Source organism: Criibacterium bergeronii (assembly GCF_001693775.2).
GTDB lineage: Bacteria > Bacillota > Clostridia > Peptostreptococcales > Filifactoraceae > Peptoanaerobacter > Peptoanaerobacter bergeronii.
Window position 1 is genome coordinate 46,820 of sequence record NZ_MBEW02000001.1, and the last position, 13,627, is coordinate 60,446.

15 protein-coding genes are annotated in these 13,627 nt (G+C 32.0%); 9 read left to right on the plus strand and 6 right to left on the minus strand.

Translation table 11 applies throughout. From position 1 onward, the window contains the following. Positions 1-19 precede the first annotated feature (19 nt). The 5 genes from BBG48_RS00260 to BBG48_RS00280 all read left to right on the plus strand — a co-directional run bounded on the left by BBG48_RS00260 (position 20) and on the right by BBG48_RS00280 (position 3,515). A complete protein-coding gene (locus tag BBG48_RS00260) occupies positions 20-748 on the plus strand; it encodes a hypothetical protein (protein ID WP_068911502.1) in 729 nt (242 codons plus the stop codon). 62 nt (positions 749-810) lie between these two features. Next, positions 811-1,176, plus strand: coding sequence for a VOC family protein (locus tag BBG48_RS00265; protein ID WP_068911504.1), 366 nt, complete (start codon positions 811-813; stop codon positions 1,174-1,176). 20 nt (positions 1,177-1,196) lie between these two features. Beyond that, positions 1,197-1,733 (plus strand): phosphatase PAP2 family protein, encoded by a 537-nt coding sequence (locus tag BBG48_RS00270; RefSeq protein WP_068911507.1) that lies wholly within the window; start codon positions 1,197-1,199, stop codon positions 1,731-1,733. 46 nt (positions 1,734-1,779) lie between these two features. Further along, on the plus strand, positions 1,780-3,207 hold the full coding sequence (locus BBG48_RS00275; RefSeq protein ID WP_068911509.1) for an aminoacyl-histidine dipeptidase: 1,428 nt from the start codon (positions 1,780-1,782) through the stop codon (positions 3,205-3,207). 44 nt (positions 3,208-3,251) lie between these two features. After that, positions 3,252-3,515: an HPr family phosphocarrier protein gene (locus tag BBG48_RS00280; protein ID WP_068911510.1), complete on the plus strand. Its 264-nt coding sequence runs from the start codon at positions 3,252-3,254 to the stop codon at positions 3,513-3,515. A gap of 77 nt (positions 3,516-3,592) precedes the next feature. On the opposite strand, the gene BBG48_RS00285 is transcribed toward BBG48_RS00280, so the two are convergent. The 5 genes from BBG48_RS00285 to BBG48_RS00305 form a co-directional block, all read right to left on the minus strand. Then, a complete protein-coding gene (locus BBG48_RS00285) occupies positions 3,593-4,303 on the minus strand; it encodes an MgtC/SapB family protein (RefSeq protein WP_068911512.1) in 711 nt (236 codons plus the stop codon). 13 nt (positions 4,304-4,316) lie between these two features. Continuing rightward, positions 4,317-5,042, minus strand: a complete 726-nt coding sequence (locus BBG48_RS00290; RefSeq protein ID WP_068911513.1) for an MgtC/SapB family protein — start codon at positions 5,040-5,042, stop codon at positions 4,317-4,319. Positions 5,043-5,169: 127 nt separating this feature from the next. After that, positions 5,170-6,669: a tripartite tricarboxylate transporter permease gene (locus BBG48_RS00295; RefSeq protein WP_068911515.1), complete on the minus strand. Its 1,500-nt coding sequence runs from the start codon at positions 6,667-6,669 to the stop codon at positions 5,170-5,172. Between the two features lie 19 nt (positions 6,670-6,688). Beyond that, positions 6,689-7,132: a tripartite tricarboxylate transporter TctB family protein gene (locus BBG48_RS00300; RefSeq protein WP_068911517.1), complete on the minus strand. Its 444-nt coding sequence runs from the start codon at positions 7,130-7,132 to the stop codon at positions 6,689-6,691. A 70-nt stretch (positions 7,133-7,202) separates the two neighbouring features. Then, a complete protein-coding gene (locus BBG48_RS00305; RefSeq protein ID WP_243446714.1) occupies positions 7,203-8,198 on the minus strand; it encodes a tripartite tricarboxylate transporter substrate binding protein in 996 nt (331 codons plus the stop codon). A gap of 163 nt (positions 8,199-8,361) precedes the next feature. Between BBG48_RS00305 and BBG48_RS00310 the strand changes: the two genes are divergently transcribed. The 4 genes from BBG48_RS00310 to rplT all read left to right on the plus strand — a co-directional run bounded on the left by BBG48_RS00310 (position 8,362) and on the right by rplT (position 11,998). After that, the gene (locus tag BBG48_RS00310; protein WP_068911521.1) at positions 8,362-10,524 is read left to right on the plus strand and encodes a helix-turn-helix domain-containing protein; all 2,163 of its coding nucleotides are present in this window, start codon (positions 8,362-8,364) and stop codon (positions 10,522-10,524) included. A 335-nt stretch (positions 10,525-10,859) separates the two neighbouring features. Beyond that, positions 10,860-11,375: a translation initiation factor IF-3 gene (gene infC, locus BBG48_RS00315; protein WP_068911523.1), complete on the plus strand. Its 516-nt coding sequence runs from the start codon at positions 10,860-10,862 to the stop codon at positions 11,373-11,375. A gap of 36 nt (positions 11,376-11,411) precedes the next feature. Then, positions 11,412-11,609 (plus strand): 50S ribosomal protein L35, encoded by a 198-nt coding sequence (rpmI, locus tag BBG48_RS00320; RefSeq protein ID WP_068911524.1) that lies wholly within the window; start codon positions 11,412-11,414, stop codon positions 11,607-11,609. Positions 11,610-11,638: 29 nt separating this feature from the next. After that, positions 11,639-11,998 (plus strand): 50S ribosomal protein L20, encoded by a 360-nt coding sequence (gene rplT, locus BBG48_RS00325; RefSeq protein WP_068911526.1) that lies wholly within the window; start codon positions 11,639-11,641, stop codon positions 11,996-11,998. A 594-nt stretch (positions 11,999-12,592) separates the two neighbouring features. Here rplT and BBG48_RS00330 read toward each other — a convergent pair. Further along, complete coding sequence (locus tag BBG48_RS00330) at positions 12,593-13,249, minus strand: DUF1287 domain-containing protein (protein ID WP_068911528.1); 657 nt, start codon at positions 13,247-13,249, stop codon at positions 12,593-12,595. Positions 13,250-13,627 lie beyond the last annotated feature (378 nt).

Here is a 13,627-nt window from a genome sequence, read left to right on the forward strand (position 1 = left end):
ATTTTTATAAGGAGCTAAGATGCACGAAATAGATTTAACAAAGGTACATGAAGAGTCTAAAAAATTTGCAAATATAGACCTTGTACCTACAAATAGGCAAATAAAATCCAACTTTAAAGAGTTTAAATTTTTTCAGCTAAATACCTTTGATGATTTAAAAAATTTTAATGATGATACCATTAGACTTGAAATTTCCAAAATTAAAAGCAATTTTGAGTCCATAGTAAAAGATTTTCTTTCAGACCCAAAAAAAAGTATACTAGTTGCAACAAGCGAAAACAGCGTTGTTGGAATCTGCATATATTCCTTATTAGCTAAAAATGCCCAACTAAGTCAAAAGCTTGATAAGCTTGACCCTGATAAGACTGCTAACATAGAATTTTTATTTGTTCAAAAAGGGAGCAGGGGTTTTCTTTTGGGACAAAAACTTCTTGCATTAGCAGAATACCTTTCCATTGAAAAAGGCTACAGTGTTGGGGTTATTGTTATAAAAAATACAGATTATTTTCTTTTAAGCACCGCTCTAGCTCAGTCGTACACAATATCTTCTTTAGACGAATCAAATTTTGTACTTACTTGCCCTCTTGGCAAGATAATAGAAGATATCGTAGAGCAATACAGTGTAAAAAATACAGACATGAAATGGCAGCAGGACGTATTAGACCTTGGCTTTGTGGGTATTAAAGTTATAAATTATAAATCAAATGATAATTTTTTTGTTAGCTATTCAAAGGCTTATTACAATTAATTCTTGTAACATCATTTTTTATATGGTAGACTAATAAATATGATTTTAAATGGAGTTGAAAAATGGAATTTACATTTGCTCATAATAATTTCAATGTTTTGAATCTTGAAAAAAGTATTAATTTTTATAAAGAGGCTCTTGGTCTAGTCGAATCAAGAAGAAAAGAGGCTTCTGATGGTAGTTTTACGTTAGTTTATCTAACAGACAAAAACAAAACTCACGAATTGGAGCTAACTTATTTAAAAGACAGAAAGAGCCAATATGATTTAGGTGAGAATGAATTCCACCTTGCCTTTAAAACTGATGACTTTGAGGCAGCACACAAAAAGCATTTAGAAATGGGATGTATTGTTTTTGAAAATAAAAATATGGGGATTTATTTTATAGCTGACCCTGACAATTACTGGCTTGAGATAATACCCGGTTAATTAACCGAAAGGATTGAAGGATGATTTGGGAAAGCAAATTTTTGTATTTTTTGCAAACTAATGTGCGCTCCGATATCATTGATAAAATAATGATACTTGTATCAACATTAGCAGACAGAGGACTTATTTTCATAGCTTTGAGCATTTTTATGCTATTTATGCCAAATATGGCAAGAATATCATATATGTCATTGACATCCTTGACGTTTAACGGATTAATTACAAATGTCATTTTAAAACCCCTGATTGCTAGGACAAGACCATTTGAAAAATATGACCTTATAACATCCGTACTGGCTAAATTGCCACAGGACTATTCATTTCCATCCGGTCATACATCTGCATCATTTGCATTTGCAACATCAGTTTTTTTATACAATAGACAGCTTGGCATACTTGCATATATTTATGCTTTTTTAGTAGCATTTTCAAGAATGTATATTGGCGTACATTACCCCACTGATATTATGGTAGGCATGATTATAGGTGTAGTAGTATCCGTTTTATGCAATAAATATGCAATTGTCATATACAAAAAAATCAGTGAGTTTATCTAGGTTTCAAATGAAAGTTAAATATATAAATTAATTTAAGGAGGAATATATGTCTTTAGATTTAGAACCAAAAGAAGTATTTAAATATTTTTACGAAATTAACCAAATCCCAAGAGGCTCAGGAAAAGAAAAACAAATCTCTGATTATCTAGTGAATTTTGCAAAAAAGAGAAATCTAGAAGTAGTTCAAGATGAAGAATACAATGTAATCATCAAAAAACCTGCCTCTGCTGGATATGAAAACTCACCTACAGTGATTTTACAAGGACACATGGATATGGTTTGTGTCAAAGAAGACGGCAGTGAACATGACTTTGACAAAGACCCAATACAAATGTATGTAGAAGATGGATTTTTAAAAGCTAAACAAACTACATTAGGTGCTGATGATGGTATAGCAGTAGCATACAGCCTTGCAATATTAGATGGAGATTACAAGCACCCTGCCCTAGAAATATGTATCACAACCAACGAAGAAACCGGTATGTACGGTGCAGATGCACTAAAACCGGGCAGCTTAACAGGTAGTGTTCTACTAAATATGGACTCCGAAGAAGAAGGAGAATTTTTAACCACTTGTGCAGGGGGAGCAACATTTAATGCTTATTTCCCAATTAAAAAAGAAGATTTCACAGGACAAGGATTATCCTTAACTGTAAAAGGACTTCTTGGAGGTCACTCAGGTGGAGAAATTCACAAACAAAGAGCCAACTCAAATAAAGTCCTTGTGAGATTACTAAATGAAATAAGAAAAGAAAATGAACTAAGAATTATAAGTATAGTCGGTGGCACAAAGGACAATGCAATACCTGCAAATTCTACAGCACAAATAATTGTAAAAGATGCTGCCAAAGCCGAAGAAACAGCAAAAAAATTATTTGAGAGCATAAAAAAAGAATATAGTGTGCAAGATCCGGATATGCAGCTTGAAATCTCTAAAACAGACGTAAAAACAGCATATACCAAAGAGCTTACAGATAATATAATTGACTATCTAATGACAGTACCTGACGGAGTTATAAAAATGTCAATGGATATGGAAAACCTAGTTGAAACTTCGTTAAATAATGCTATACTTAAAGAGGCAAATGACAATTTAATGATAATAACTTCAACTCGTAGCTCAGTAGAAAGCGAATTAGACGATTTACTAGATAGATTGCAGATTTTTGCAAAAACTTTTAATGCTGATTTCAGCATATTAGCTAGATATCCGGGTTGGGAATATGAAAAAGACAGCAAAGTAAGAGATTTAGCCAAAAAACTATATGAAGATATGTTTGATAAAGAGGCTAAATTAACTGCAATCCACGCCGGAGTAGAATGTGGCTTACTAAAAAGAATATTGCCTGACTGCGATATGATAAGCTATGGACCTGATATGTTTGATGTTCACTCTCCAAAAGAACATCTTGATATCGCATCTGCAAAAAGAGTTTTTGATTTCACAGTAAAATTATTAGAAAATTTAAAATAAACACCTAAATAATTTTTAAATTTATTTAACAAGGGAGATTTAGCATGATAAAAAATGAAGTAACAATTAAAAATGCAACAGGTTTACATTTAAGACCGGCAGGAGTATTAGCTAAAATAGCAAGCGGATGCAAATCTGATATAATACTTGTAAAAGGTGATAAAAGAGTAAACCCTAAAAGCGTACTAAATGTAATGTCAGCACAGATTAATAAAGGCGATAATATTACTATCGAAGTATCAGGTGATACAGAAGTAGAAGATATGAAAAAAATCGTTGATGCCATAGAAAGTGGTTTAGGCGAATAAATAATCATTACAATGTAAAAACCCACACTGCAAATGCAGTGTGGGTTTTTATATTGTAAATATCGTTAAATACATTATCACCTAGATAAGAGTAAGTCTACTAAATCTACATCATCTACTTGCTCAATTTGCTCTAAAAGCTCATCTATCACATCTACATGATTTGGTTGTATTGTTATAATTGCACAGCGATATTGCTCATTGTTCGCATCGTACTTCGCCAATTTAGCAATTTCTATATGGTCAATTTTAATCATATTTGTATCAAAAATTTCAAATATTTTATCCAAAGTTTTCTTATTTCTATACTCTATATATATTGTCCTATCTTTAGATAAATATTTAATATTATATTCAAACTTGGATAGCACTGACTCCACAATAAATATCAATGCTGTAGCTATCAAGCCGCCTTCATAAAAACCAGCCCCAAACGTCAAGCCTGTTATAGCCACTGCCCACAAGCCTGCAGATGTAGTTAGCCCTCTTACCTGCCTCCTTGGAGTCCTGATAATAGCACCTGCGCCTATAAAGCCTATCCCTGCTATTACTTGTGCTCCCAACCTTGCCATATCAGTAGTATAATGCATAAATAATGTTAAATACTGTCCTGTAAGGGTAGTCATGCAAGCACCTACACATATCAATATATGTGTCCTAAATCCTGCTGAACGTCTTTTGTATTCTCTTTCAATCCCGATTATTCCACCACATACAAGTGATAGCATCATTTTTAAAAATACTGAGGCAAAGCTCATATCTCTTAAATTATCAAAAAGACTTATCAATCCATTACCCTTCCTATATCTCGTCTATTAAATTTATACACTTCAGGCTTGATATTTCTGAAATAATAGAAGTATGATTTGATTTTTCATTTAATCTAAGTAACATTACAGCACTTGGTCTTTGTCCTCTTTTTGAGTCTCCTCTTTCAAGGTCAAAATCATACACTCTTATTTTTTTATTTTCCATAAAAAGCAAGATTTCTCTTATTTCTTCTACTGCGTTAAATTCTACATAAATATTCATGTTGCAAGAGTTTTTCACAAAATAATTGGACAGTATCGGTAGAAATCTGTTGCAAATAAACACTGTCAAAAAGCCTAAAAAAACACATTCGTAAAAGCCAGCTCCAATACATAATCCCATACAAGCAGATGCCCAAAGACTAGCTGCGGTTGTGATACCTTTGACCTCTTGTTTTGCATTTATAATAATAGTGCCTGCCGCTAAAAAACCTATACCGTTTATGACTTGTGCCCCAAATCTTGATACGTCAGTTATAACATTTTTACTGACCAATCCTCTTTGGATTGCACTTTGGAGCATATCATATTCATACTGACTTAATATCATTGTAAGGGTAGAGCCTATACACACTAGTATATAAGTTCTCAGACCTGCCGGAAGATGCTTACTTTCTCTTTCAAAGCCTATAAAAAATCCCAAAATCACTGAAAGAATTAATCTAAACACCACTGAATATATTGTAAATTCCCTTAAAGGATTAAAAAAACTAATCATTTTATTATTCCATTTCAAATATTACGTTTAACATATCTTTGCATATTTTGTTTTTTAACCGTAAAAACTCTCTACCAAACCAAGAATTTAAACTACTGCTTTTCTTTTACAATATGCAAGCTTTTAATTATTCAGATACCTCCGGAGATATTTTGTTCATCAATAATGGAGAAAATATTCCAAAAACACATAATACTATTAAAATCCAGCAAAGTGGTGTAGAAAACAATATTGAAGGGTCACCGCCCGACAATGCAAGCGAACGTCTTAGTCCTTTTTCTCCAATTGGTCCTAGAATTAATGCAAGCACTATGGCAGCATTATTTAGGTCAAATTTTTGAGTTAAATATCCAATTACTCCAAAAATAAGCATAATAACAACATCAAATAAGTTTTGATGTATAGCAAATGAACCTACTACGCACAATATTGTAACTGCCGGTATCAATATAGCGTCTGACAATCTTGCTATTTGAGCAAATGCTCTGCAACCCAGCAGACCAATCCCTAGCATTGCAAACTGCGTAAGTACAAAGCCTGCAAAAAATGTGTATGTCATTTTAGCTGTTTCACCTATGAAAAGGTCAGGTCCAGGTGTCAAGCCTTGAATTATTAATCCACCCATCAAAACAGCAGTTACACTTTCGCCCGGTATCCCAAGAGTAAGCATAGGTATTAAAGAGCCACCTGTAACAGCATTATTTGCAGCCTCAGAGCCTGCAACTCCTTCTATTGAACCTTTACCAAACTGCTCTTTTGTTTTTGAAAATTGTTTTGCTGAGTTATATCCCATAAAACAAGCGATTGACGCACCAGCTCCCGGCAATATGCCTATCAGGTTTCCTATTATCCATGAACGCCCGATAGTAGGTGCTATTTTTTTCATTTCAGCTTTTGTTGGTAGCATTTTATCACTAAATTTTTGTGCTTTTGCTCTTTGAGTTATAGCTTTTTCTGCCAATCTCAGTGCTTGGCTCATTGAAAATAATCCTATCAAGGCACAAGTCACATTTATACCTTCATATAATGAACTTTGCCCGAACATAAAGCGTTTTACACCCTCCATAGGGTCCATACCTATTGTAGAAATAAGCAAGCCAAAAGCTCCTGATATCAAGCCTTTTATTATTGATTTTGAAGATACTCCAGCTATAATTGTAAGTCCAAAAATGGATAGCCAAAAATATTCAGGAGAACCAAATTTCATAGCTAATTGTGCCAATAAAGGTGCAAAAAAGTATAAAGAAATACATGATAACAAACCACCAAAAAATGATGCTATACACGCCACACCCAAAGCCTTACCTGCTTGACCTTTTAAGGTCATTTGATATCCTTCAATAGCGGTAGCAGCAGATGCCGGAGTCCCTGGAGTATGTATTAATATTGCAGATATTGAACCTCCAAAAATAGCTCCACAATAAATCGCTCCCAGCATAATCAATCCGGTAGATGCGTTCATAGAAAAAGTCATCGGCAACAAAAGTGCAACACCCATTGCAGCGGATAAACCAGGGAGACATCCTATAACTATACCTATAGTGACACCTGCAATCATCGCAAGCAAATTAATAGGGACTAGTGCATTGACAAAGCCATTCGCCATCAGCATTAAAGTTTCAGACATTATATAAATTCCCCCTTAATTATGAAAAAAATATTCCTGATGGTAGACGCACACCTAAAAATTCAGTAAATGCCCCATATACCAACAACATTATAACAACAGTAGTGAGCGCTATCTGCCACTTCTTAACTTTAAGAAATAAAAGAACTGCCACCATATATATTACTGAGGATATATAAAATCCGATTATAGACATCAATACTATATAGGCAACAGTCATTGCAAAAATTGGAAAAAATTGTTTTGGAAGAAACCCTTTAAATTCTTCTAACCCTTTAACAACTCCAACTTTTTTAGCTGCAATAAACATTTGTACTACATAAAGACTATTTAATAAAAATAACAATACTATTATTGCAAACGGATATACCTGTGCATTTGGCGGCAATTTAATAGTCATCACTGCAAAAAACAAGCATATCGCATACATAAGACCAACTACGAATATATCAGTTTTTTTCATTGTTCACCCTTTTATTTTTCAAAAATATTTAGCTGCCAAATATATGGCAGCACAAATAATAATTAGAAAATTACCAAAGTTTTGCTACATCATCAACGCAGAACTTATATTGTTCATCTATCATAGCTTTAGTTTCTTCAGGGTTCATATATAAAGTGCTTATATTCGCTTTTTTTGCTGCCTCAATATATTCAGGGCTTTCCATAGCATCTTTAAATGCCTTAGCATAGAAATCTATTACTTCCTGAGGAGTTCCCTTTGGAGCTACTATAGCTCTACGGCTACCATACCATTTATCATAATATCCTAATTCACCAAGAGTAGGCACGTCTTTAAATTCTTCAATTCTTTCAGTGCTAAATACTCCTAGCACCTTAACTTCAGACTTCATAGATGCAATGTCAGCTACTTTTGCTACAGCAAATTGTACTTCGCCTTGTCTTAGAGCCAACAATTGGTCAGCAGTACCGCCATAAGGGATAGCTGTATATTCAAAATCTGCAGATTTTGCTAACAACTGTGCACCTATATGATTTGATGCTTTTTCTCCGTTAGTAGATGCTTTTAATTTTCCAGGATTTGCTTTTGCATAATCAACTAAGTCTTTTAAAGTATTAAATTCACTGTTTTTTGATGTCAATACTATTGCTGTTTCGTCTACATGGTTACAAATAGGTATGAAATCTTCCATAGTATAATCGCCCAACTCTTCTACAATGTTAGAACAAACTGTAGGTAGATTTATAAAGCCTAATGTATAACCATCAGGTTTAGCTTGAGATAATGCTGTCCAACCTATAGAGCCTGAGCCACCTTCTAGGTTGTTTATTACTACAGTTTTACCTATAGTTTTAGTAGCATACTCAGATAATACCCTAGCTGTAGTATCTGTACCTGAACCTGCCTTATACGCTACTATCATGGTTACGTTTTCTTTTGGTTCAAAACTTCCACCGGTAGATGCCTTTTGCTCAGAACCTTCAGGTTTTTCAGATGTTTTTGCTCCGCAAGCTGCTAATGAAATAGCTAAAGCTGAAACAAGAGCAAAAGTTAATAATTTTTTCATTTTCATTATTCTTTCCTCCAATTAAAAATTTATACATAATAAAATCACATTTTTTAGCGAACTTATTATGTATAAATCCTACCAACTATGTTATAATATGTAAAGTTTAGAAAAAATTGAACTTAACAAAAGTACAATTTTTAAACCTAACCTTGGAGGTATAATGTTAAAAATAGCCAGTGAAAATAAAATAAAAAACATAATAATAGGCATTGTCATGGGCTTTGTTTTAATTTTTTCCTTTACTATTATTTGGCTTTTTAACTCCTTTAAGGAAATATCTCTAAATTCCATTTCAGATGCCCATAACAGTTTTGCAAGAGAGCTTGATTATATATATGACACTGTTAATACCTTTGTGTTTGATTATGGAAATTATGTATTTGATACAGAGTCTGTCCAAAATTTAATGATGGAAAGATTTTATTCCTCAAAATCTATACACGAAAATGAAAGAAAACACATACTTGAAACGATTAAAAAATTTGATTTTGTTCAAGATGTATATATTTTAAACGATTTTAACGGATATGTATTTTCAACAAATGATAAATACTCAGAAGTGCATATTTCTAACCTCAAAAATTACTTTATAAAGGATTTATTTATCCATAGGAGCGGTATAAAATCTGACGTTCCTATACTTTGTCATAGCAATAATAAATTTGAAGACGATTATTATGCCTTTGTTTTTTATGCAAAAAATGAACAAAATTATCCTTTGCCTGGAATGTTAATCCTCACTGTGAGCAGTAATTGGTATAAAAAAACTTTACTCCTTGATGACACGATTGATAATATGCTAATTTTGGACTCTACCGGAAATATATTGGTCGCCTCATCAGATGTAATGGCTGACAGCTATACAAATGATGACATAAAAAAATTATTAAGTGTGCCATCAAACAGCTATTTAGAAGATAAAAAAACAGGATATACAACTTTTTCCTATAGCTATGACAATGATAAGAATAAGTACATCAGAAGTTCAAAATTAGAAAATCTACTACCAAAGCTAGTGCGTATTCAAAATATATTTTATTTCGTACTCTTTGTTTTACTTTTAGTTTTTATATCAATGTTGTTTATACTTATATCTTACACTATATTGCCATTTTTTCAGATGAACGATACCATAAAGGCTATAAAAAACACCCAGCAATACAACAATCAGGCAGTGCACAATGATAATACAGACACCCCTGTTAAAGTTTCATCATTAAAAGAAGAATTGGGCGATGTCTTAATTCATTCAAAAAGGATAAATTTAAATCTAGTATTATATGATATTCTAGTTGAAAGCGTAGCACCTGATGCAACCCTTTTATTTTCTGATATAACTGCAGTGGATTTATCCGAAAAAAGTGGATTCGGTCTCATGCTCATTCAAGCATCACATAGAAAAGACATCTATTTGGCAATACAAAACGAATACCCTAATCACATTGTATCTAAATATTCCAACACTTACTGGCTATGTGGCATTTTTAATGATTATGAAGATTATCTAAGATGTCAGGAGCTAATCTATCAAAATCTAGGAGTAAGATGCTTTTTAAGTACACTTTTCAAGGATTTTTCAACCTTGATTGAACATAAAAATAATCTTTTTGAACTAAATCAGCTCAGTGTAATGTTAGCTGACGAAACTAATATAATAGAAGAAAAGCTGATTTGCGAAAAACTTTCCAACAATCCTGTAGACAGCAAGGATTACACTTATCTAAAAGCTAGATTAAAAACAGGAAATGTAGACGCATTCTACAAAAAGTGGGAGCAAACAGTCGATTTACTCAAGAACAGAAGATATGATGTAGTCCAATATGTATACAATAGATGTAAAAATATAGTTTTATCATGTATGAAGGAAATAAATGGTGATACAGAAGGTTATAAATTAAATTCAAAAATCGAAGAATTCGATAAAATTGAAGATTTATATAGAGTTTTTGACGATTTTTTACCTATAATAGAAAATTATTTTAAAGAAAAATCAGCCCAAAAAACTGCTAGCTTGACTGACAATATCATAGAATATATAGAGCAAAACTACCTAGATAAAAATCTAAGTGCTAAAACAATTTCAGACAAATTTGATATGAACACAGCTTATATAAATCGCCTTTTTAAAAATAAAACCGGTAAGTCAATAGGTGATTATATAAATTACTACCGCATAGATAAAGCAAAGGTGTTATTAAAAGACTCCGACTTGACAATAGAAGAGTTAGCATTATCGCTTGGTTTTTCTAACAAAAAATACTTTTATGTGCTATTCAAAAAAATTACAGCTATGACACCTAATGAATACAGGATAAATACCTGATTTAAGAAATATAGCTTTCTAGGCTGAGTAAGTTTGAATTTGGTAGTATATGACTTTTAAATAAATTTACTTTTTCAAATCGCATCTTTATGTACTAGATGCGATTTTTTATTTCATAAAATAAAGTACAACAGCAAAATCTTTTACTTGACTTTTCATTAATACATGATATAATAACAATGTTAAAGCAGAAATATCCGTTTCTCACCTTATGGCGAAAGCTTTTAGGGTTCAACTACTAATGCAGTTAAAGTCGATATATATAGGTATATCGTAAATAGGGCGGATGAGCGTATGCTTATCCGTTTTTTAGTTACCAAATTTATAGGAGGTGCATGATTATTAAAGAGCAACAAATCAATGAGCAAATTCGCGACAAACAAGTTAGACTAATCGGAGAAGATGGAGAGCAACTTGGTATAATGTCCAGCAAAGATGCTTATGCAATGGCAGTTGAAAAACAACTCGACTTAGTTAAAATATCTCCAAACTCAACTCCCCCAGTATGTAAAATAATGGATTTCGGAAAATACAGATATGAACTAGCTAAAAAAGAAAAAGAGAGCAAGAAAAAACAAAAAGTTATGTCTGTAAAGGAAATAAGACTTAGACCAGCTATAGATACCCACGATTTAAATACAAAGGCAAATATGGCGATTAAGTTCTTATCAGGAGGAGACAAAGTCAAAATATCAGTAAGATATAGAGGCAGAGAGTTAGGACACAAAGAACTAGGTTTTGAAGTAATGGATGATTTCTTGAAAATCATAGCAGAGTATGTCTCGCCGCCATCCAAACCTAAAATGGAGGGTAATTCCTTGGTACTTACGGTAGAACCTATTAAAAAATAAACTGCAAAGATTTTTATAAAATTGGAGGAAAAAACAATGCCAAAAATGAAGACTCATAGAGGAGCAGCAAAGAGATTTAAAATCACAGGCACAGGCAAAATCAAAAGAAACAAAGCGTACAAATCTCATATATTGACTAAAAAATCTCAAAAGAGAAAAAGAAACCTAAGAAAAGCTACCATAATGTCTAAAGGCGATACTAGCCGTATTACACAGCTATTACCTTACAAGTAAAAAATAGTCGGATAAAAGGAGAATAAAAAATGGCAAGAGTTAAAAAAGCACTTAATGCAAAGAAAAAACATAAAAAGATATTAAAATTAGCTAAAGGTTTCAAGGGAGCTAGGTCTAAATTATTCAGAACAGCCAACCAGTTTGTAATGAAAGCCTTAGCTCACTCTTATGTAGGTAGAAAACAAAAGAAGAGAAACTTCAGAGCTATGTGGATTGCAAGAATAAATGCAGGTACAAGGCAATACGGCATGAGCTATTCTACATTCATGCACGGACTAAAATTATCCAACATAGACATCAACAGAAAAATGCTTTCTGAAATGGCTATAGCAGACCCAAAGGGCTTTGAAGCATTAGTAAACACATCTAAAAAAGCACTTAACAAATAAATATGATTAATCAAAAATTAAAGCTAATTTTAACTTTTAACAGTTAAAATTAGCTTTTTTTAATAAGTAAAATCAAGCTGATGATTGATATGGCTCTATAAAGTGATATAAATTTATAGTATGAACATTTATACTAATTTACTTTGAAAATTGTAGCATATATCTTGAAAAGAAATTCATGCTACTACCTTAGTTTAATTAGAGAAATTGTTAGTGACTTAAATAAAATAGACTACAAATATATTCTAAGTATTCATGAAATTATAAAAGGGTTAAAAAAATAGTAATTTTTAGTTTAAAATTACAACAATTATGAATTGCTTAATATGAAAAGACATAAAACATAAAAAAATTTTTTTATTTAAATCAAAGGGGCTGTGGAAGTGAGCGAAAAAATGCTTACTTCTCCTAGTCCCTTTGAGAATTATTGTAATATTTAGATTATCTAAAATTTAACAGTTACTACTATACGTTATTTTCTGTTACATTTGCAAGTAGTATTTGTATCTTCTATATATTAAAATTTTTTAACTTTCATAGTTTTTTTATTGTCAAACTGGGGTTTGCAACAGCACAAAAATCAGATTTAGTAATCTACGAAACCCTATAGTGACCGATAATTTTGCCCCACATTTCAAGAATATCTTCTTCATAATTTGCCTGATAAGGTGAAGAATGGTGCAGCACAAAGGGTATTCCCCTTTTATTTCGGTTATTGGATATAATTCCGATGTGATTTTTCCATATTACAATATCTCCGGCGTGCCATTGGTCTATTATATTATAATCTGTTGTTAAAGGTATTGCGTTATTAGCAAAGTATACTTTTAGATTGACTACTCGCCTAAAATCTATATTCTTATCTATAGTATCAATATTATACATATCAGGGTGTAGCCTGATATCAGCGTCCACTAACTCTCGTAAATCATATCCAGCTCCTAGTAAAGCATTTGCTACCACATCCGTGCAGACACCATACTCATCATCAGGATAGCCGGACGCATAATACTTGCTTTTATATTTGGGTTTACGCTCCAAATATTTGCGGGAGGATAATAAAATATCGCTTTGGTCATCGATACCGTCATTATCCATATCTATAGCACTTTTATATGGCTGTATATTAAAGTATTCGGTGCTATACATCTTGTGAGGGATATAATTAAATCTATAAGAGATAAATAAAACTATTAGCATTAAGGCAATGCAGAAAAATACTATTTTCTTTTTTGGTCTTTTTCGTTTCATAGTAGTAATTCCTTATTTTAAATATTTATTTTGAGAATTTTAAAACAATTATAACATTGATATAGATATTTTAACAAGCGTAAACGTGGGGCAGAAAATTCAAAAAAGTTAAGTCCTATTTGTCATAGACATTTCTTATCCAATTGCTACCAATGTCACAATACAGCAAATAAGTATCATTTCATTTTGTTTACATGAGTTAATTCCTAAGTAAAGTATGTTATAATATAAGTACGTTTTTTAAAATAAAAATTCTATATTAAAGAGTCAAGCTTTTGGTATTAGAGCAGGATTATTTAATCAAAAAAATTAGTCAGCTTGTGTAGGCTAAATGAAAAAAGGCCGAATTTTTTAAATAATATTAAAACACGATAAAAT